Origin of the sequence: Oscillatoria salina IIICB1 (genome assembly GCF_020144665.1) — a bacterium.
Classification (GTDB): Bacteria; Cyanobacteriota; Cyanobacteriia; order Cyanobacteriales; family SIO1D9; genus IIICB1.
This window is the reverse complement of record NZ_JAAHBQ010000092.1, coordinates 1-20,578: the sequence shown is the minus strand read 5'-3', so window position 1 is coordinate 20,578 and position 20,578 is coordinate 1. Positions and strand designations below refer to the sequence as shown.

18 protein-coding genes are annotated in these 20,578 nt (G+C 41.6%); 7 read left to right on the top strand and 11 right to left on the bottom strand.

The window, feature by feature from the left end; all coding sequences use genetic code 11:
- Positions 1–27: 27 nt before the first annotated feature.
- From opcA to G3T18_RS21465, 8 genes are all read right to left on the bottom strand, one after another.
- Entirely contained in the window at positions 28–1,392 is a 1,365-nt protein-coding gene (opcA, locus tag G3T18_RS21500) for a glucose-6-phosphate dehydrogenase assembly protein OpcA (RefSeq protein ID WP_224412645.1), read from the bottom strand.
- A gap of 74 nt (positions 1,393–1,466) precedes the next feature.
- Positions 1,467–2,996: a glucose-6-phosphate dehydrogenase gene (zwf, locus tag G3T18_RS21495; protein WP_224412644.1), complete on the bottom strand. Its 1,530-nt coding sequence runs from the start codon at positions 2,994–2,996 to the stop codon at positions 1,467–1,469.
- A 134-nt stretch (positions 2,997–3,130) separates the two neighbouring features.
- Positions 3,131–4,285, bottom strand: coding sequence for a transaldolase (gene tal, locus G3T18_RS21490; RefSeq protein WP_224412643.1), 1,155 nt, complete (start codon positions 4,283–4,285; stop codon positions 3,131–3,133).
- A 187-nt stretch (positions 4,286–4,472) separates the two neighbouring features.
- Positions 4,473–5,534: a class 1 fructose-bisphosphatase gene (gene fbp / locus G3T18_RS21485; RefSeq protein ID WP_224412642.1), complete on the bottom strand. Its 1,062-nt coding sequence runs from the start codon at positions 5,532–5,534 to the stop codon at positions 4,473–4,475.
- A gap of 314 nt (positions 5,535–5,848) precedes the next feature.
- Positions 5,849–6,127, bottom strand: coding sequence for an RNA recognition motif domain-containing protein (locus G3T18_RS21480; protein ID WP_224412641.1), 279 nt, complete (start codon positions 6,125–6,127; stop codon positions 5,849–5,851).
- A 287-nt stretch (positions 6,128–6,414) separates the two neighbouring features.
- Positions 6,415–6,636 (bottom strand): hypothetical protein, encoded by a 222-nt coding sequence (locus G3T18_RS21475; RefSeq protein ID WP_224412640.1) that lies wholly within the window; start codon positions 6,634–6,636, stop codon positions 6,415–6,417.
- Positions 6,637–6,910: 274 nt separating this feature from the next.
- Complete coding sequence (cysE, locus tag G3T18_RS21470) at positions 6,911–7,678, bottom strand: serine O-acetyltransferase (protein ID WP_224412639.1); 768 nt, start codon at positions 7,676–7,678, stop codon at positions 6,911–6,913.
- A 94-nt stretch (positions 7,679–7,772) separates the two neighbouring features.
- Positions 7,773–8,240 (bottom strand): hypothetical protein, encoded by a 468-nt coding sequence (locus tag G3T18_RS21465; protein WP_224412638.1) that lies wholly within the window; start codon positions 8,238–8,240, stop codon positions 7,773–7,775.
- A 202-nt stretch (positions 8,241–8,442) separates the two neighbouring features.
- Here G3T18_RS21465 and G3T18_RS21460 point away from each other — a divergent pair, with 202 nt between their 5' ends.
- The gene (locus G3T18_RS21460; protein ID WP_224412637.1) at positions 8,443–8,610 is read left to right on the top strand and encodes a hypothetical protein; all 168 of its coding nucleotides are present in this window, start codon (positions 8,443–8,445) and stop codon (positions 8,608–8,610) included.
- Positions 8,611–9,010: 400 nt separating this feature from the next.
- On the opposite strand, the gene G3T18_RS21455 is transcribed toward G3T18_RS21460, so the two are convergent.
- Positions 9,011–9,295 (bottom strand): DUF427 domain-containing protein, encoded by a 285-nt coding sequence (locus G3T18_RS21455; protein ID WP_224412636.1) that lies wholly within the window; start codon positions 9,293–9,295, stop codon positions 9,011–9,013.
- Positions 9,296–9,444: 149 nt separating this feature from the next.
- Between G3T18_RS21455 and G3T18_RS21450 the strand changes: the two genes are divergently transcribed.
- The 6 genes from G3T18_RS21450 to G3T18_RS21425 all read left to right on the top strand — a co-directional run bounded on the left by G3T18_RS21450 (position 9,445) and on the right by G3T18_RS21425 (position 19,137).
- Entirely contained in the window at positions 9,445–11,415 is a 1,971-nt protein-coding gene (locus G3T18_RS21450; protein WP_224412635.1) for an AMP-dependent synthetase/ligase, read from the top strand.
- Between the two features lie 70 nt (positions 11,416–11,485).
- Positions 11,486–11,935, top strand: coding sequence for a YlqD family protein (locus tag G3T18_RS21445; protein WP_224412634.1), 450 nt, complete (start codon positions 11,486–11,488; stop codon positions 11,933–11,935).
- A gap of 130 nt (positions 11,936–12,065) precedes the next feature.
- Positions 12,066–13,355, top strand: a complete 1,290-nt coding sequence (locus tag G3T18_RS21440; protein WP_224412633.1) for a dihydrolipoamide acetyltransferase family protein — start codon at positions 12,066–12,068, stop codon at positions 13,353–13,355.
- Between the two features lie 440 nt (positions 13,356–13,795).
- Complete coding sequence (locus G3T18_RS21435; protein WP_224412632.1) at positions 13,796–15,556, top strand: ShlB/FhaC/HecB family hemolysin secretion/activation protein; 1,761 nt, start codon at positions 13,796–13,798, stop codon at positions 15,554–15,556.
- A gap of 274 nt (positions 15,557–15,830) precedes the next feature.
- Entirely contained in the window at positions 15,831–18,401 is a 2,571-nt protein-coding gene (locus G3T18_RS21430) for a CHAT domain-containing protein (RefSeq protein WP_224412631.1), read from the top strand.
- Between the two features lie 121 nt (positions 18,402–18,522).
- Positions 18,523–19,137: a Uma2 family endonuclease gene (locus tag G3T18_RS21425; protein ID WP_224412630.1), complete on the top strand. Its 615-nt coding sequence runs from the start codon at positions 18,523–18,525 to the stop codon at positions 19,135–19,137.
- A 244-nt stretch (positions 19,138–19,381) separates the two neighbouring features.
- Here G3T18_RS21425 and G3T18_RS21420 read toward each other — a convergent pair whose 3' ends face one another.
- Positions 19,382–20,347 carry a ribonuclease Z gene (locus G3T18_RS21420; protein WP_224412629.1) on the bottom strand — a complete coding sequence of 322 codons (966 nt, stop codon included), beginning with the start codon at positions 20,345–20,347 and terminating at the stop codon, positions 19,382–19,384.
- A 19-nt stretch (positions 20,348–20,366) separates the two neighbouring features.
- Positions 20,367–20,578, bottom strand: a 212-nt coding sequence (locus tag G3T18_RS21415; RefSeq protein WP_224412628.1) for a hypothetical protein, incomplete at its 5' end; no start/stop codon positions are given.

The window sequence follows — 20,578 nt, the reverse complement described above, 5'->3', positions numbered from 1 at the left end:
TATGGTGCGGGGCTTCTCGGCGGAGAGCTAAACTAAACGCAACATTTGTCCAGTAACAGCCATACTTTCCTCATAAAGCACCTCACGCCCCCAACGCTGTAGCTGCTGAGATAACAACTTCTCAGTTTTTTGGTCGAACAAAGGCGTTACCTGCTGAATGCGACAAGATTGGGCGCCACCACCAGCTTCCATCCGCATACAACCCGTAGTTTCCGAACACAAAACCGTACAACAGTCAGCATTGAGATTAGTCGAACTCAGACGCAAACTAATCAAATCGCCAGCGATTTCGCCCCAATCAGCCGTCGGAATTCCTGCTAACTCAGCCTCAATCTCGCGATTATCGTCAGTGGTAAACTTAACCCGGCGGATATCATAATCGCCGCCTTCTTTTTCATAACTAATCGGTTTCCACTGCAAACGACTACCTAACCAACCCAAGAACATCAAAGCTTGAGCCTGATTGCCTTTTTCGTAGTCAATTGTCACCCGATCGACCTCTCCTAAAGCCGCACGACGTTCCGGGGGATCGAAAGCTTCCGCCGTTAATTCTTGCCATGCAGCCAAACGTCGCCAATTCAGATCGGCGATCGCAATTCCTTCATTCATCAAATCGGCGATCGCCAAAAAGTCTTGTTCGGAATCATTAAAACTACTAGAGTCGATAATTAAACTATCTCCACTGGCAATTAAACGTTGAAACAAGCCAAATTCGGGGTCTGGCGTCGCCTTCCACCAAATAAACTTCGGCAATTCGCTAATCATTAATTCCGAAATAATACCCCCGACTCTTTCGAGAGCTTCAGCCGTACCACGCAAAGTAATATACTCACAGCAAATTAAGCTACTCTTACTTTGTTTTTGAATCGGACAATAAGCTGAAACTTGCGCCGTCACCCCTTCATCGTCACCGACAATCGGACAAAGAGTAATAATCCGGCAAGGATTAGAAGCCGCGATCGCATCTGCCACCGCACCTCCTTCTAAGTCAGGAGAATACTTTAATGCTGCCGTACCATTTTCTTCTGTCGGGCTGTCACTTGCTTTGGCTTTGGTATATTCTTCGCGTAACTTAGTTAATAATTCTTCTGTAGGTTTAGCCGTAACTTCCAAACCATAAGCTTTTTGAGCAGCTTTAATTGCGGCGATCGTCCTCGGTCCGGCAATTCCATCAATCGGACCGGTATAAAAGCCCAAAGCTGCTAACAATTGCTGACTTTCTTCTGGTTCGTATACCACCAAAGTAAAAGTTGTCGCTCTCGTAGCGGCAAAATTCTCATCGCCAGTGCTATAACTTTGCCAAATTTCTCGCAATTCTTTCTCGATGTAATCGATCGACACATCTTTCGGCGCTTGTAAAGAAACAATTGGAGGAGATGATGTAGTTGTCATAACGATTATCTATCCTTGGTTGTTTTAAATAACTGAGCAAATCAAGAGAAATTGTTAACTCATAGCCAAGTTACCTAAAGCCGTCGCCAGCGACGACCATCACGGTTAATCAAAAATTCTGCTTCTGAAGGTTCCCAAGTTCCTGCTTCATATTGCGGAACCAAGTTAGGATCGGCAGGTGCATCCCAAGTTGACAAAGCTGGTGTCACCACTCGCCAAGCTTCTTCTACCTCATCACCGCGAGTAAACAAAGTTTGGTCGCCTAACATACAGTCGAGTAATAGACGATTGTAAGCATCAGCCGTCGCCATCCCAAAAGACGAACCGTAGCTAAAATCCATATCTACCGATCGCGTTCTCAGTTCGGGTCCGGGCATTTTTGCCTCGAAACGCAAGGAAATTCCTTCATTCGGCTGAATTCGCATTGCCAAAATGTTGGGACTCGCCTGTTGTGCGGCTGACTGAAAAATTAAAAGCGGGACTTCGCGGAAGTGAATCGAAATTTCGGTAACTTTTTTCGGCAATCGCTTCCCAGTTCGTAAATAAAAAGGTACTCCTTTCCAACGCCAATTATCGCAGAGTAACTTCAAGGCGACAAATGTGGGCGTGGTGGAATTCGGGTTAACTCCTGATTCTTCGCGATAACCGGGAACTGGTTTACCTTTCATCCAACCCGCTTTATACTGACCGCGAATCGCTGAAAGGTCTAAATTATTGGTATCAGCCAAGCGAGTCGCTTGCAAAACCTTCACTTTTTCGGTACGAATGCTATCGGCATCTAAAGAATTAGGCGGTTCCATTGCTGTTAAGCAAAATAGCTGCATCAAGTGGTTTTGCACCATATCTCGCAACGCACCGGAAGTATCGTAATAGCCAGCGCGATCTTCGACACCGACAGTTTCACCGACGGTAATTTGCACGTGATCGACAAACTGACGATTCCACAATGGTTCAAAAATTGCGTTCGCAAAGCGGAAAACTAACAAATTCTGAACTGTTTCTTTACCTAAGTAGTGATCGATGCGATAAATCTGTTCTTCTTTACAAACTTTTTGCACTACTTGGTTCAGAGTTTTTGCCGAACCTAAATCTTTACCAAAAGGTTTTTCAATGACAATTCGAGTATGAATTGGATCGTCAATCATTCCTGCTGCGCCTAATTGCTTGATTCCTTCAGCAAAGAATTTTGGCGAAACCGACAAATAGAAAACGCGATTTCCTCTCGTTCCCCGTCTACCATCTAACTCACTTAGAAATGCTTTCAATTTTTGATAGCTTTCGGGCTTATCCATATCGCCAGAGCAATAGTGTAAACCCTCAGCAAAATTTGACCATAAATCCTCAGAATCGATGCCGCTACCAAATTCTTCTACACCTTCGCGCATTTGTTCGCGAAAATATTCGTGACTCCAATCTCTCCTCGCTACGCCAACTATGGTTGTTTCCGGTGGTATGCGTCGCTCTTTTTTCAGGTCATAAATTGCCGGGATTAGCTTGCGCTGAGTTAAATCTCCAGATGCACCGAAAATAACTAAAATGAGAGGTTCTGGAGTTCGTTCTTGTTGTAGTCCGACGCGGAGGGGATTTTCTACTAATGTTACCATATTTTCGTAAAGATAAACAACTGTTTTTTGCGACCAGTAGTAGAGAATTACTAGGAAAAGAAAAAAGCAAAAAGGTAAACAGAAAGGGATAATTTTCCTTTTTACTTTTTCCGGCGAGAGAGATTAGTTACTGATTAAACAGTTGCCAGTTTCTTGACTTTAGATTCCAGGGAAGACATCAAAGATTCAAATGGTTTGATAAATTTATCAATACCCTCATCAAGTAATTCACTCATGACGCGATCGAGATCGATATTGATGTCAGGATCTTTGAGGTTTTCAATTAGCTTGTAAGCTTCCTCAACTTCGCTTTCGATACGATTAGCTGGAGAGCAATGATCCGCGCAAGCTTCAATTGTGCTAGGAGGTAAAGTATTAACAGTGTTGGGACCTACTAACTCATCCACATACATAACATCGCTATATTCTGGATTTTTGGTGCTAGTGCTAGCCCAAAGTAAGCGTTGTACGCTTGCACCTTTGGCTGATAAAGCTTTCCAACGATCGCTCTGAATAATCTTCTTAAATTCCTGGTAAGCTATTTTGGCATTAGCGATCGCGACTTTACCTTTAACTGCTTTGAGTTTAGCTTCTTTTTCGATCCGGTCTACACCTGCTTCAAGTTTAGCATCGATCGTACCGTCAATTTTAACATCGATCCGACTGAGGAAAAAACTTGCAACTGAAGCAATCTTACTAATATCTTTACCTTCAGCTACGCGCTTCTCTAAACCACGAATATAAGCCCAAGCGGTATCAACGTAACTTTGTACCGAGAAAAGTAAGGTTACATTGACATTAATACCATCAGCGATCGCTTGTTCAAAAGCCGGGATACCTTCAGTGGTACCCGGAATCTTAATCATCACATTTTCGCGATCGATCTCTTGAAAATACCTACGAGCTTCTTGAATCGTTTTCTCAGTATCCAAAGCAATATTCGGCGGTACTTCAATACTAACGTAACCATCCAAACCGTCAGTTTGCTCGTAAATCGGCTTAAACACATCACAAGCGCGGCGAATATCATCAAACACCAACGACTCGTAAATCTCCTCAACCGACTTACCAGCCTCAATTCCCGCTTCGATATCAGCATCATAAACCGCATTACCCGCGATCGCCTTTTCAAAAATCGCCGGATTAGAAGTAATCCCGTGAATTCCTTGATTTTCCGCGAGATCCTTTAATTCTCCTGATGCGATAATATTACGGCTCAAATTATCCATCCAGATACTTTGACCATATTGACTTTCAATTTCGAGAATATGATTAGTTGCTGCTGTCATAATTTATCCTCCTTTACTTATGTCCAGTATCCTGTTAGATACAGGTAATAAATCTTGATTTTTTCTAAAGCTCGACGGACGATCGCCTCCAAGCAACGCGATTTAATGCTTTTAACTTCATTCAGTTCTAGTGTTCAAGGTAGAAACTAAGAAATCTGTAGCTAGCGTTACTTAGCTAGAATGTAACTCAAGAACTAGCGATCGCCTTTTTTTCTGATTCTCTTCTCGACTCTTCTTGAATAAACGATTCTACAAGTTGCACATCTTCCGTGCTACCTATAAATAAAGGCGTGCGAGCGTGCAACTTATCGGGGACAACATCGAGAATATCTTCCATCCCTGTACTTGCTTTCCCTCCAGCTTGCTCGATCAAAAAAGCCAAAGGAGACGATTCGTAAAGCAAACGCAACTTACCTTCGGGTTTTTTCTTCGTCCCTGGATAGAGGAAAACACCTCCCTGTAAAAGAATCCGGTGAAAATCTCCCACTAAAGCCCCACCATAACGGGCAGTATAACCTTCATGACGATGGACATAGCGAGTATACTCGCGAATCGAATCATCCCACTGCCAGAAATTACCCTCATTAACGCTGTATACAGGACCATGGGAGGGAATGGTAATATTTTCTTCTGCCAGGATAAACTCTCCTAAACTGGGATCGAGAATAAACGAGTGAACGCCATTACCAATGGAATATACCAAAAGCGTACTCGGTCCATAAAGAACATAACCTGCGGCGAGTTGCTTGCGTCCATTTTGCAGCAAATCCTTGCCATCGCCGTCTAAATCTTCTCCTTCCTGCTGGCGAATCGCAAAAATCGAACCAACATTCAAATTGATATCAACATTAGACGAACCATCAATCGGATCGTAGAGTAGAGTATAGCGTCCAATCGGGCAATTTTCCGGAATATAATAAGGCTTTTCCATCTCCTCGGATGCCAAGCGGCAAACTAAACCACTTTGCTTAAAAACCGAGATAAACACGTCATTGGCATAGACATCCATCTTTTTGACAGATTCTCCCTGCACATTGACATCACCTGTAAATCCTAACGCCCCTTCCACTAATCCAGCGCGAGTTAAGCGTCGAGAAATTAACTTTCCCGCCAAAGCAATGCGATTCATGATGGCGCTCAAATCTTGTGCCTCTGCGGAAAAACTCTGGAGTTGTTGGAGTACATGACGAGATAACGTCATACAATCGCGATCCAGAGTATGTTCTTGCGCTGCGGGCGAGTTGACCATCTTTTTCCTCCCTATCGATTGGCGCTGATGTGGTGAAATCGAGAAATGCTCGCCAACTGTGGTTGATTTCTCTCTAACTACCATCTTAGGAAGGTATTTGCGATCGCGCTTATAACTTTAGACCAAATTCAGGTTAAGGAAAAGAGAATTAGTTCGATAGCCAACTTTGTTCGCTCCTAATTCTAGCGATCGAACTTTCTTCAGGTGTCTATCCCCACTCAGTCTTAACTGCAAGCGGGGACTTTCACCCATTTTCGCGATAACTAGATTGAAATCTTCGCGACTCCAACACTTGTCCAAGTCGCGCGACAAGATCAATATCGATTATTACGCTTGCCGCCGTTATTATTCTCCCTCGGTCTTGCTTTATTTACTCTCAACTGTCGTCCCATCCACTCAGCACCATCTAGTTCAGAGATCGCGCTTTCTTCTTGGGATTCTTCGTTCATTTCAACAAAAGCAAAACCACGCACGCGACCTGTTTCTCGGTCTGTTGGTAAAACGACTCTTTTGATACTGCCATATTCGGCAAATACAGTTCTGATGTCGTCTTCTGTGGCTTGGTAAGAGAGATTTCCTATATAAATGGTCATTTGAATCGATCGGAATGAATGAGAAGTGCAAGTTCAGATTACTCAAATTTTCGACTTTGGTAATTAACCTAACGCGGATCTTTGAGTTACCAAGGGCGAATTGTCATGACTGTGTATTAGCCTGTCAAAAAATAATCTACACCTTTTAACCAAGACACTGACATCAGACTGAAATTCAACCCACGATCCTACTGAACTCACTTTTGCTCCTAATATACTAGCCCAGTAGCAGATTTGCCAACCGTTATCTGCCTTACATTTCTAGGCTGCGATCGCGACTGTCAATTTCACTCGATTGAGATTGACTGAGGTCCGCTCGTTCTCCCATTGTCGCCGTTGTAGGTGAAGTTTGTCTGGCTGGTATTCGAGCCAGATTGTTGCTCTAACCAGCTTTTTAGCGGATCTTCGTCAAGGGAAAGCCGAAAAACGCCAGAAAAGAAGCCGCCTGTAAAAGCAAGGGGTTGTTGGACAAATTCTTGGAATAAGGGTGATAGTTCGTTGAGAAACATGAAAAAATCTCCTCGCTATAGACTACTTTCTCTGGCATCTTAGCGTGTTTTTTCGTCTCGCTTGACTATCTCAGCAGCAAATACTACTGAAGCTATAACAACTTCTTTAAAAGAAATTATTGAGAGTCAGCATTTTTAATGTAAATTCTAACACTTAGTTTCTAATTTTCTGATTACCAACTAATACAGCTAAAAGGGATAACCAAAAACCTCAAAGACAACTTGGCTATCCCTCAGATTAATCAATTTTCTGGAACTATTCCCAAATCTTTGGCTAAATTCCCGTTCCATCAAAGAATTCCCGGATTTCTTTATCTCTAAGATGACAACTTGTACTCGAAAAGGAGGTATCATCTGATTCCCCAGATGAGTCCACCACTGCACCAACCAGCGAACCTGTTGCTTGTTGTTGCTGTTGTAAATTTTGTACTTGTTGTTCGAGAGATTCAATGCGATCGACTAAAGCACGAATTACGTTTGCTTCTGAGTCAGGTAAGCTACCATGTTCGAGGGGGTTAACTCGCACCCCGGAACGGTAGACAATACGCCCAGGAACGCCCACAACTGTACAATCAGAGGGGACATCTCGTAATACTACCGAACCAGCCCCAATTCGCACGCTATTACCAATTTGGATGTTACCGAGAACTTTTGCACCTGCACCGACAACGACATTTTCGCCTAAAGTTGGATGACGTTTACCAGTTTCTTTACCTGTACCACCAAGGGTAACTCCTTGATAAATTAAGCCATAGTCTCCTACGATCGCTGTTTCCCCGATAACTACTCCCATGCCATGATCGATAAATACTCCACATCCAATTTGCGCTCCCGGATGAATTTCAATTCCGGTCAAGAAACGCGCCAAATGGGAGATTAAACGCGGTATAAAGGGAATACCAAGGTTATACAGCCAATGAGCTATGCGGTGAAATAGTAATGCTTGTAAACCAGGATAGCAAAATAAGACCTCCAGCCAGTTTCTCGCTGCGGGGTCGCGATCGAAGATAATACGAAAGTCAGCTAAGAGCGTAGATAGCACGATTGATTACCATTTTTTGTCAAACTAATCATTGACTATCTTATCGTTCTCTTGGCTTTTCTTAACTGGTGATTACCGTCCAAATGTTCTCTGATTATTCTTGGGCTGACAAGGTGTAGTTCCAGCGTTTACTTGGTTCAAAAGAACCAACCCAAATTTTGTAGGTTCCTTTTTTCCAGTTGGTATCTTCGATACTAGCGTCTTTATTGGAACCAGTGTCATCTCCACAAAGCACTGTGTTATCTGGACCTTGGACAACTAGAGTGGTATCTTTTCCCCCACTGTTAACTTGTAGTTTTAGTGTCGAGAAGTCTTGTTCCAAAACCATTGTATGATCTGGTGTAGGAGCAGCAAAACCAACACAAGGATTATTGTGGCGATCGCGGTTGGCTATTGCTGATAAGAGGTAAGATCCACCTGTATGTCCTGTTACTGTTCTCGAATCATTACCAGAACTTGCTGCTAAAATAAGCTGGTCGAAGTTAGCTGCTTGCGCGATTGCGGGTACGCAAATTAATCCGGCGATCGCCGCTATTATTTTACTACTATTAAGTTTCAGCATGGCTATTACCCTCCTCTCACACGGGTAGAATCTTTTTTTTCTACCTCCTCATGTTCAGATCGGATTTGTTTATTTAGCCGCATCTGAATTCTACTTTTGTTATAACTTAAGTGAGTTACTTCAATAGAGATAAGAGGGACAGTCTAGTTTCTGACACATTCTCTCGCCATTTTTTCCGTTTTTGTTCTAGCCAATAACTGTTATGCCTTTAATTTTCTTACTTACTTTTATGTTAATTTGTAATTGGTTTTTTTCCCATATTTTAGCTTTAGTTCCCCTTAATTTGTTAGATTGGCTTTGGCTAGGCATTCGTTGGGTTATTTTAGGTTTCGTCTGCTTGATTTTGGTTTGGTTATTAGGAGGGGATTAGGGATTGTTTTTTTCAGTTATCAGTTATCAGTTATCAGTTATCAGTTATCAGTTATTTCATAGTAATTTTGTGGAAAATAGCTAAGGAAATTTGTGTTATTTGTTTTTGGTCAAGCGTAATTACCTTATTGAATTGAGCAAATCTTCTTTGGAAAACTAATTTTTTCAACTGTTTCAGTTAAAATAAGAGAAAAACCTTTGGTTAAACGAAGACGAAATTCAGCCTAAATTAACTAATATCAAATACACAAATATTTCCTGCAAACAATCACATCGTAGAGACATTGCATACAACATCTCTACACCAAATATATAGCTTTTTCTGTTTGATTGTCTATAAAGTATTGCTATAACTAGTAAATGCGGATACGTGGTAACTGATAACTGATTACTGTTAACTGTTAAGCTTCTACTTTGACACCTTTCCAAAAAGCGACATAACCTTCAATATTTTTCGCTTTATCCTTAGCTTGGGGATAATACCAAGCAGCATCCTTATTTTCTTTGCCGTCTACTTGGATAGTATAGTAACTAGCGACACCCTTCCAGGGACAGGTAGTATGGGTATTGCTTGCTTGAAAATACTCCTGGTTAACTGAGTCAGGAGGGAAATAGTAATTACTTTCGACAACTTCGCAGTTATCGCTTTCTGCTAAGACAGCACCATTCCAGATTGCTTTGGGCATAATTGAGTTAAACCAATCGACACTAACAATAATCTATTTTAGCGATCGCGACACCTTCTTCGCGATAGACACAAACAATTCTGTCCCCAAAAAGTTCCTCTGACCTCAAACCGGAGTATCTTAAAAAGCAAAGACATAAGGACGGAATCATGTCAAAACAAACTCCTGTATCTCCTGGTGCTTTCTCTTTTACCGAACGGGAACGAGCTAATCTGCGTCGGATGGTAGATTATTCTACCATTGACTCGATCCCCCAAATTTGGGCTTCAGTTGTCGAACGTTTTGGTGATGAATTAGCTTTATACGATCCTCACTCGAAACCGGAAGTAAAGCTGACTTACAGAGAATTATCTCAGCAAATCGAGCAGTTTGCGGCTGGTTTACAAGCGATGGGTATTAAACCGGGAACTCATATTGGACTATTTGCTGATAATAGCCCTCGTTGGATGGTGGCTGACCAAGGGATAATGATGACTGGGGCTACTAATATTGTGCGATCGGCTCAAGCAGATCCACAAGAGTTAATTTATATTCTCGAAAATAGCGATAGTACGAGTTTAGTCATTGAAGACTTGAAAACTCTCAAGCAACTCCAAGCATCTCTAGAAGAGTTACCTATCGAATTAGTAGTTGTCTTAGCAGACGAAGAACCAAATTTAGATTCTTCTTTGAAAATCGTTAATTTTCAACAATTAATGGCAGCAGGAGCAAATGCTTCTTTAGAACCAGTAAAACAAAATCGGGAGACTGTGGCAACTCTGCTTTATACCTCTGGGACAACAGGTAAACCCAAGGGAGTGATGCTTACCCACGGAAATATTTTACATCAAGTAAATACTTTAGGAACAATTATTCAACCGGGTAAAAATTCTCGCCTGTTAACCATTTTACCTACTTGGCACGCTTACGAACGTACCGCCGAATATTTTGTGTTATCTCAAGGTTGTACGTTGATTTATACAAATTTGCGGTATTTCAAAACAGACCTGAAAGAATTTAAACCTGATTATATGATCGGAGTTCCTCGACTGTGGGAATCAATTTACGAAGCGATCCAAAAACAGTTACGGGAACAACCTGCGAATAAACAAAAATTAGTGCAGTTTTTCTTAAATATTTCCGAGCAATATATTCAAGCAAAGCGAGTAGCAGAACGCTTAAGCTTAGATAAACTAAAAGCGTCAGCGCGCGATCGCTTTTTGGCAAAAATCAAAGCTTCAGCACTTTATCCTTTGCACGCTTTAGCAGAAAAACTGGTTTATCGTCAAGTCCGAGAAGCCACCGGGGGAAATCTGAAAGCGGTAATTAGCGGTGGTGGTTCTTTAGCTCGCCATTTAGATACATTTTACGAAATTATCAATGTTACTGTATTGGTGGGTTACGGATTGACCGAAACAGCCCCGGTGACTAACGCGCGTCGTTTTTGGGAAAATTTACGTTATTCAGCAGGAAAGCCGCTACCAGAGACGGAAGTACGGATTGTTGACCCGGAAAGTAAGCGAGATGTACCACCAGGAGAACGTGGTTTAGTTTTAGTCCGAGGTCCCCAGGTGATGAAAGGTTATTATAAAAATCCCGAAGCAACAAGCAAAGCAATTGATGAGGAAGGTTGGTTTAATACGGGGGATTTAGGTTTAGTAACGCCGCGTAATGACTTAGTTTTGACTGGACGCGCCAAAGATACGATTGTACTTACTAACGGGGAAAATATTGAACCGCAGCCGATTGAAGACGCTTGCGTGCGGAGTCCGTACATCGATCAGATTATGTTAGTAGGTCAAGATGAGCGATCGCTAGGTGCTTTGATTGTCCCCAATTTAGATGCTCTCAAACAATGGGTAAACTCCCAAAATCTTTCTCTAAAGATACCAGATGACTACGGTCGCGAGCGCGAAGACTTAGATAATCCACAAATAGAAAGTTTGTATCGCCAAGAATTAAATCGGGAAGTGAAAAATCGTCCTGGATATCGTCAAGACGATCGCATCGGACCTTTCCGCTTAATTTTAGAGCCATTTTCTATTGAAAATGGGATGATGACGCAAACTTTGAAAGTCAAGCGTCCCGTTGTGACAGAACGCTATCGCGATATCATTAACGGGATGTTTGAAAAAAGATAGTTGTTAGTTACTAGCTAACCAAGCAAGACGGATAAACGGCGATTGCGTAATTAGATTAAGGAAAAAACTCATGGATGAAGTTAAATCACACTTACTACTCAAACGTCCAGTGGTCGTTAAAGTAGTAGTGACGACACGCTGGAAAGAAGAAGTACAACGACAACTGCAAGATCAAATCTCCAACATAGACTCCCAGCTACAACAATTGGATATGCAGGGACAAAGAGCGATCGCGGAAGTTCAAAAGCAAAGTGTAACACCTCCAGGTCCGGTAGTTACTCAGCAAATTGAAAGTATCCAAAATCAGGTTAACCAAAAGAAAAGCGAACTACTCGAACAAAAAAATCAGTTTCTCCAGCAGTTGCAACAAGTGCAGCTTTTGGAGTTGGATCAAGAAGTCCCCCAAGGTCAAATGGAAAGCTTTTTCCGCGTTGAACCGGGAGATAATTTGGTACGCAAACTTAACGTCGAAATTTTGGTGCGTGATGGGGTAGTTGAAGAAATTCGCGGCGATATTTAAACTCTACTCTGGAGAGGGGCAACCACAGAAGGTTTGCCCCGACAACTCCATGATGTTAGAAAAAACTGGTAAAATGCGATCTGACTTAAAAATTTATTAAACAAACCTCCTCAAATCGGAAGACCACCCCATGATCCACGAAATTTTCATGCCCGCCCTTAGTTCCACCATGACAGAAGGCAAAATTGTTTCCTGGGAAAAATCGCCAGGTGACAAAGTGGAAAAAGGTGACACGGTGGTTATCGTCGAATCGGATAAAGCCGATATGGACGTAGAATCCTTTAATGAAGGATTTCTGGCGAGTATAATTGTCCCAGAAGGTGAAGAAGCTGCTGTCGGTTCGGCGATCGCTTTATTAGCAGAAACGGAAGCGGAAATTGAAGAAGCTAAACAAAAAGCAGCCGGAATGAAGAATGGTTCTTCTGTACCTGCAACGGCTAGCCCGCAAAAGTCAACGGCTTCTCAAACACCTGTCGCCGAGAAGCAAGCCACAACTTCTAGCCGTACTAACGGCAGAGTGATTGCTTCACCTCGCGCCCGCAAACTGGCTAAAGAATTGCAAGTTGAACTCAAACAACTTCAAGGTAGCGGTCCTCATGGCAGAATTGTTGCTGCTGATGTAGAATCTGCCGCAGGGCGTACTCCCACCGAAACGAAACCGACACAAGCACCTTTACCAGAGGTGAAAACTGTCTCGCCATCTCAACCTGCACCTGCGGCTGCCGCCCAACCAATGCCTGCTGCTGGTGGCGAGGTAGTCCGTTTGAACACTCTGCAAAATGCAGTGGTGAGGAATATGGTTGCTAGTTTGCAGGTTCCCACTTTCCGGGTTGGCTATACCATCACCACTGATGAGTTAGATAAGCTTTACAAGCAAATTAAATCTAAGGGCGTAACGATGACGGCGTTGCTAGCTAAAGCGGTAGCAGTGACGTTGCAAAAGCATCCCATTATTAATGCTAGCTACACCGAAGGAGGAATTCAGTATCGTTCCTCGATTAATGTGGCTGTAGCTGTAGCTATGTCTGATGGTGGATTGATTACTCCAGTATTGCAAAATGCTGACCAACTTGATATTTATTCCTTGTCTCGTAGTTGGAAAGATTTAGTTGCGCGATCGCGTTCTAAGCAGTTACAACCAGATGAATATACCACTGGTACGTTTACTCTCTCGAATTTAGGTATGTTTGGCGTAGATCGCTTTGATGCGATTTTACCACCAGGACAAGGTGCAATTTTGGCGATCGGTGCATCTCGTCCGCAAGTTGTCGCTACTGACGACGGTATGATGGGCGTGAAGCGACAAATGCAGGTGAATATGACTTCAGATCACCGCATTATTTACGGTGCCGATGCCGCCGCTTTTCTACAAGATTTAGCCAAGTTAATTGAAACTGAACCTCAGTCGTTAACCTTGTAAAAATCTTGGGTGGGCATTGCCCACCTCTTTTTTTGTTAATTATTTCTTGATTTTCAGTGAATCTAAAATTCACTCTTATCTCTTGATGGATCGCTTTCTAAATAAGCTGAATGTAGTTGAAATCTTCCTGGCTATAACTGATTAATCCAAGAGGAAATAATTATCTAACTAATCAAAAAAAAATACGGGCAAAATGCCCGCACTATTAGCGCTCTTTGACAATTAGACAACTCTACGGTAATTGCTCTATCTGGATTATAGCCTAGAATTTCTTAGCTTCAAGTACGATCGAGAAATAACCTACTTTTCCTACTTTTCCTACCTTTCCTACCTTTACTACCTTTCCTACTTTTCCTACCTTTCCTACTTTTCTGACTTTTCTGAGTTTTTTTAGTTACTATTGGAATAGTTAAATAAACACGATCGCCAATGATTTCCGCTTGAATATTCGCAAAATTTACGAAGAGACGGACGACGAACAACTACAAACCAAAAAAATGTCAAAATTAAGTTGGTTATTGTTAGGAATACCTTTTTTCTTGGTGGAAGGGAGTTTAGTCAGGGGAAGTGTAGCGCAAACAACACCCCCAGCAAATATACCCGAACCAATTTTACCCGAACCGCGATCGCAACCGGATCTCGAACCTTTACCACCTCCCGAAGAGTTACTCCAACCACCCACTGCACCAACTCCAGAGCCAGAATCCCCCACGATTCCTGGTACAATCACTGTCAGGGAGTTTGAAGTTGTCGGGAGTACGGTTTTTGATGAAGAAGAATTAGATCGCTTATTAGCAGAATACACTAATCGTCCTCTAACTTTTGCCGAACTTTTAGCAGCTCAACAAGCAGTAACTCGACTTTATCAACAGCGAGGTTATATTACTTCTGGGGCTTTTATTCCTCCCCAAGCCTTAGAAAATGGTACAGTAACGATCCAAGTAGTAGAAGGTGAGATTGAAGAGATTGAAATTTCGGGATTAGATCGACTCAAACCAGGTTACGTTCGCTCTCGTTTAGAAAATGCTACCAAAGCACCGTTAAATCAACAAGAGTTATTAACCGCCTTACAGCTATTACAACTAGATCCTCTCATAGAAAGATTATCAGTAGAATTAACTGCCGGAACTCGTCCAGGGGTAAGTAGGTTAGAAGTATTCGTAGAGGATGCACCTGGATTTTACACCGAATTGGGATTAGATAACCAGCGATCGCCAAGTGTGGGTAGCCATCGCCGCATCATCCAAATCGGGCATAATAATCTTTTAGGTTGGGGCGATCGCCTGAATGTTTCTTACTACAATACTGATGGTAGTAATACTCTCGATGACATTAGTTATACCGTGCCGATTAATGCCCGCGATGGTACAATTAGCTTTAGTCATCGTCGCACCGAAAGCGAGATTATTGAAGAACCTTTTAACGAATTAGATATTATTTCCGAGTCTCGTACCTACCAACTAAGTTATCGTCAACCAGTATATCGAACTCCTAATACTGAGTTTGCTGTCGGAGTTACGGGGACTTTACAAGAATCAGAAACTTCCTTATTAGGAATTCCTTTTCCCCTCTCGGCTGGGGCTGAAAACGACGGCGAAACCACAGTTACTTCACTTCGCTTCTTTCAAGAGTATACCACGCGCACCGCCCAACAAGTTTTCGCCGCGCGATCGCAATTTTCTCTCGGTATTGATGCTTTTGATGCTACTATTAATGAAGAAAATCCCGACGGCAGATATTTTTCTTGGCGGGGACAAGCACAATATTTGCGTCTTCTTGCCCCTGATACGGTATTCTTATTGCGATCGGATCTACAAGTAGCAGATCGTCCTTTAGTTCCTCTCGAACAGTTTAGTTTGGGAGGACAATTAAGTGTGAGAGGATATCGTCAAGATGTCTTACTTGCAGATAGCGGTTTTTTTGCTTCTGCGGAAGTTCGCGTTCCCATTGCTCGTATTCCTGAATGGGATACAATCTTACAAGTAACTCCTTTTTTCGATTTTGGTACTGTTTGGAATAACAACGAAGTTGAACTAGAAGAACAGACGATTTCTTCTGTAGGTTTAGGTTTACAATTACTCATCGGATCTAATTTTGTCGCACGTCTTGATTGGGGTATTCCCTTAGTAGAATTAGAAACTACTGGCGATTCTTTACAAGAGGAGGGGATTTATTTTTCAATTCGTTATAGTCCTTTTTAAGCATTAGTATTTGGAGAAACTTTATACGCAATTTATCTAGAGAAATTTTTATACCAAGTTCCGTCCAGAGATAGTATACTTAGAAGACGATAATGTGGAAAAATGTCATCCTTCGCGAACGCTTCGCTCAGGATGACGTAAGATTAAATGAAAAAGAAGTTGTATCTAGGTATTTCATTGAGTTAAATATTTTAGTCTCTATACCCCTACTATATTTAAGTGCAACTTAGGATTAGATACAGATTCGCTCTCAAGGTTTATTTTAAAGCAAATAATGAACAAAATATTAGCCTTATCAATTAGTATTTTAATTTTAGGCATTTCTGGGCAAATTAAACCAGCTTCAGCCAAGAATAACTCAATTTTTTTATTAGCACAAACCACTAATTTAGAAGCCGAAGCCCAACAACTTTATCAACAGGGGAAATATCAAGCTAGTATTGAATTATTAGAGCAAGCAATTGCTAATTACGCCGCCCAAGGAGATAATTATCGTCAAGCGACTGCCTTAAGAAATCTCGCTTTAGTTAACTTGAAAATAGGTGAATGGGAAAAAACTAGTAATAATATAATCTCTGCTTTAGATATTTTAAATAATCTTTCTGAAACCAAACAAAATCAGCAATTAAAAGCTGCTACCTTTGATATTAAAGGTCAGCTAGAATTAACTATCGGTCAACCAGAACTTGCTTTAGAAACTTGGAAACAAGCCGCAGAAATCTATCGAAATTTCGATCTTCTTAGCGATTTAACGAAAAGTAAAATTAATCAAGCACAAGCTTTACAAGCACTAGGTTTATATGCTACAGCACTAACAAATTTAAACGAAATTCGAGAAACCTTACAAGCCGAACCAGACAGCTTAATTAAAGCCAAAGCCTTACAAAGTTTGGGTGATGTTCTCCGTGGCGTTGGACAGTTACAATTATCTCAAGAATTGCTCCAATCGAGTTTAGAAATAGCCGAAAACTTAGGCGCATCCGAACAAATTGCTATTTCTTTAATTAGCCTAGGAAATACCACCCGCTTACTTCAAGAAACAGACACAGCAAGTTTATTGTATCAGCGCGTCATCGAAGAAACATTTTCCCCAGAATTACAAACCCAAGCCCAACTAAATCAACTTAATCTGTTAATAGACCAAAAAGATTACGATCGAGCAATTAAATTAATTCCATCAATTGATAACTTATTAACTCAATTACCGCAATCTCAAACCAAAGTTTACGCTCGAATTAATTTCGCCGAAAGCTTGACAAAATTGAGAAAAGATGTTAAAAACAAACAGAATTTACCAAGCGCAATTTCTGCTTCAGGAATTAGTAAAATCCTCGCTACAGCGATTCAAGAAGCAAGAAATTTAGGCGATCGCAGAGCAGAATCTTCTGGCTTAGGAAACCTAGGTAAATTATACCAACAAAACCAACAATGGGACGAAGCCAAAGAAATAACCGAACAAGCGTTAATTTTAGCCCAAGGAATCAACGCACCCGATCTAGCATATCAATGGCAATGGCAACTAGGGAAAATTTTAGCAGTAAAAAAAGAGAGAAAAGGCGCTATAAATGCTTACTCCCAAGCAGTAGACAACCTGAAAGCTTTGCGTAGCGATATAGTAGCAATCAGTTCCGAAGTTCAATATGATTTCCGTGAAAGTGTAGAACCAGTCTATCGCGAATTAGTCTCCTTACTTTTGCAACCCAATCAACCAGGAGAAAATCCTACCCAAGAAAACCTTAAACAAGCGCGAGAAATCATCGAATCTCTACAACTAGCCGAACTAGATAACTTTTTTCGCGACGCTTGTTTAGACGCACAACCAGTTACAATTGACCAATTAGATCGCAAAGCAGCTATCTTTTACCCCATCATTTTAGCAGATCGCCTCGAAGTAATTTTAGCCTTACCAGATCGACCTTTAATTAGCTATACAACCAACTTACCAAAAGCCGAAATAGAAGCAACTATTCAAGAAATGTTTCAAGCGCTAACAAATCCTAGAGAGCGCCGTTTTATCGAGAATTTCTTGGAACCTTCCCAAAAAGTTTATAATTGGCTAATTCGCCCTATAGAAAAAGAACTCAAATCTAGCGATATTGAAACCATCGTGTTAGTTCCTGATGGCAGATTTCGTAATATTCCCATTGCTACCCTTCATGATGGGGAAAAGTACCTTGCCGAAACTTACAGCGTCGCTACTGCTCCTAGTTTACAATTAGTAGACCCCAAACCCTTAGCAAGAGAAAAAATTCAAGTTTTGAGCGGTGGATTAAGCGAAGCGCGTCAAGGATTTGCTCCTCTTCCCGGAGTAGCAGATGAATTAGCAAAAATTCAATCTCAAGTACCCACTGAAATTTTAATCAACGAGTCTTTTACCGAACCAAATGTTAACCAACAAGTAACAGAAAAAGCTTATCCAGTAGTTCACCTAGCAACTCATGGCGAATTTAGTTCTCAAGTAGAAAATACCTTTGTTTTGACTTGGAATGAGAAAATTAATATCGAAGATTTACGCAATTTGCTCAAATCTGATACCAAACAAATTCGCCCCATTGAATTATTGGTTTTGAGTGCGTGTCAAACCGCAGCCGGAGACGATCGCGCTGCACTCGGATTAGCTGGTGTCGCTGTTAGAGCAGGCGCACGTAGCACTGTAGCTAGTTTATGGTATGTTAGTGACGAAGGAACTTCTTTGTTAATGACTAATTTTTACCGGGAATTAACGAATCCAGAAATTAGTAAAGCTGAAGCTTTACGCCGCGCTCAAGTTCAAGTTTTAGCAGAGGAAAAATTTGCTCATCCTTATTTTTGGTCAGCATTTGTTTTAGTTGGTAACTGGTTGTAAGTTCGGAGCGAAAAATCTTGGCTCTGGAGAGAGAAGACTAGAAGGATGGCTAGGGTTAAAAAATTACTAAAGCGATCGCCTAAAATCTAACTAGACAATCTTTATGGTAGGAGGGGTCAAAATGGTACAAACACCCGCCAAACCGGAAACCGAAACACTATTACTGAATTTACCCAAAACCCTGAATCTCTACGTCACCCTAGAACAGTTTACAGCTCTGGCAGCCTGCAATCGAGAATTACAACTAGAAAGAACGGCAAAAGGAGAGTTAATTGTGAACCCACCCACAGGTTGGGAGACTGGAAAACGAAATTGGAGCATTTCTGGCGAATTGTATTTATGGTGGCGAAATGCGGGTGAACCCGGAGAGGCATTTGACTCTTCAACTGGGTTCACTTTACCCAATAATGCAAATCGTTCTCCCGATGCTTGTTGGATTAGTCAAGAGCGTTGGGATGCACTGACGGATGAACAAAAAGATACATTTCCTCATATTTGCCCGGATTTTGTGGTGGAGTTACGCTCTGCTTCTGATAAGCTTAAATCTTTACAAGAAAAAATGCAAGAGTATCTGGATAATGGGGCGAGATTGGGGTGGTTAATCGACCCGCAAAATCGCACCGTGGCAGTTTATCGAGTGGGTTTAGAAGGAGAAATATTGTCCAATCCGACGGAGTTATCCGGTGAAGAAATCTTACCCGGTTTTGTGTTGAATTTGCGTCGAGTGTGGGGTTAGGTGAATTTAGCTCACAAGTTGAAGTTTTAGCAGAGGAGAAATTTATTTGCTCATCCTTATTTTTGGTCAGCATTTGTTTTAGTTGGTAACTGGTTGTAATTTCTCAGGTAAAAAAATCTTTGTAGAGACGTTGCAGGCAACGTCTCTAGAGGAAAAATAGCGAATTTTCAATCATACTTTTATTTGGTCAGTAAATCTTGATTTAAACATCTGAGAATATGTACAGTGCTGTTTTGTTGAAATTTCAGCTTACCGAAGCACCTTCGTAAGCCTCGACATTTTTATGTCTGGGTACAGCATAAGTCATAAAATCGTAAGCGAGTTGAGTGTTGGGAAAAATTGCTTGTGCTTCCGCAAGTAAATCATTTAACTGTAAAGGATTACCAGGAGCGTAACGAGGACTAAAATGAGTGAGAATTAAATGTTTCACTCCTGCACTTAACGCTACCTGAGCAGCCATTGTGGAAGTAGAATGAAGCCGTTCAAAAGCTAATTCAGCATCTTGATGAGAAAAAGTAGCTTCGTGAATCAAAACATCAGCATCTTGGGCTAATTCTACGGCTGAATCACAGTAAATTGTATCCGTACAATAAACAACTTTACGCCCTGTTTCGGGTGGATCGCAAAGGTCGGTTCCGCGAATAACTCTTCCATCGGGTAATTTAACTGTCTCTCCACGTTTTAGCTGACCGTAAATTGGACCTGGAGGAATACCTAACTTTGTAGCTTTTTCTACTTTAAATCTTCCCGGTCGGTCTTTTTCCGTAATCCGATAGCCAAAAGCCGGGACGCGATGCTTTAATTTAGTACAAGTAACGGTAAATTCATCATCTTCGTAAACTAAGCCCGGTAGGACAGTATGAACTCGAACTCGTCTCCCAATTTCCATGTAGGAATATTTTGCACCAGCACGAAGATACTCTTCTAAACCGAATGGTCCATTAATTTCAATTTTTTGCGATTGACCTGCTAAACCGCAACTAGCGATTAAACCCATCAAACCAAAAATATGGTCTCCGTGCATATGAGTAACAAAAATGCGGCTAATTTGCGAAGTTTTGATGTCACTGCGAAGAATCTGATGTTGAGTTCCCTCCCCGCAGTCAAACATCCACACTTCTGCACGTTGAGGGAGACGTAAAGCGATACTAGAAACATTACGCGATCGCGTCGGTACTCCAGAGCTTGTTCCTAAAAAGGTTATTTCCACAGTGTTATCAAATTCTTTGCTATCCTCTCTTAACCATAGTACAACTGGGGATTGGGGATTGGGGATTGGGGATTGGGGATTGGGGATTGGGGATTGGGGATTGGGGATTGGGGATTGGGGATTGGGGATTGGGGATTGGGGATTGGTGACTGGGAAAGTTGTGAAAACGTTGCATTTTCATCTCTACAACTAATTGAGCAATGTGGGTATTTGCTAACTGTTCGCACATAA

Coding starts and splice junctions, on each gene's coding strand:
- opcA (WP_224412645.1), bottom strand. CDS start 1,392: ATGACAACTACATCATCTCCTCCAATTGTTTCTTTACAAGCGCCGAAA.
- zwf (WP_224412644.1), bottom strand. CDS start 2,996: ATGGTAACATTAGTAGAAAATCCCCTCCGCGTCGGACTACAACAAGAA.
- tal (WP_224412643.1), bottom strand. CDS start 4,285: ATGACAGCAGCAACTAATCATATTCTCGAAATTGAAAGTCAATATGGT.
- fbp (WP_224412642.1), bottom strand. CDS start 5,534: ATGGTCAACTCGCCCGCAGCGCAAGAACATACTCTGGATCGCGATTGT.
- G3T18_RS21480 (WP_224412641.1), bottom strand. CDS start 6,127: ATGACCATTTATATAGGAAATCTCTCTTACCAAGCCACAGAAGACGAC.
- G3T18_RS21475 (WP_224412640.1), bottom strand. CDS start 6,636: ATGTTTCTCAACGAACTATCACCCTTATTCCAAGAATTTGTCCAACAA.
- G3T18_RS21465 (WP_224412638.1), bottom strand. CDS start 8,240: ATGCTGAAACTTAATAGTAGTAAAATAATAGCGGCGATCGCCGGATTA.
- G3T18_RS21460 (WP_224412637.1), top strand. CDS start 8,443: ATGCCTTTAATTTTCTTACTTACTTTTATGTTAATTTGTAATTGGTTT.
- G3T18_RS21455 (WP_224412636.1), bottom strand. CDS start 9,295: ATGCCCAAAGCAATCTGGAATGGTGCTGTCTTAGCAGAAAGCGATAAC.
- G3T18_RS21450 (WP_224412635.1), top strand. CDS start 9,445: ATGTCAAAACAAACTCCTGTATCTCCTGGTGCTTTCTCTTTTACCGAA.
- G3T18_RS21445 (WP_224412634.1), top strand. CDS start 11,486: ATGGATGAAGTTAAATCACACTTACTACTCAAACGTCCAGTGGTCGTT.
- G3T18_RS21440 (WP_224412633.1), top strand. CDS start 12,066: ATGATCCACGAAATTTTCATGCCCGCCCTTAGTTCCACCATGACAGAA.
- G3T18_RS21430 (WP_224412631.1), top strand. CDS start 15,831: ATGAACAAAATATTAGCCTTATCAATTAGTATTTTAATTTTAGGCATT.
- G3T18_RS21425 (WP_224412630.1), top strand. CDS start 18,523: ATGGTACAAACACCCGCCAAACCGGAAACCGAAACACTATTACTGAAT.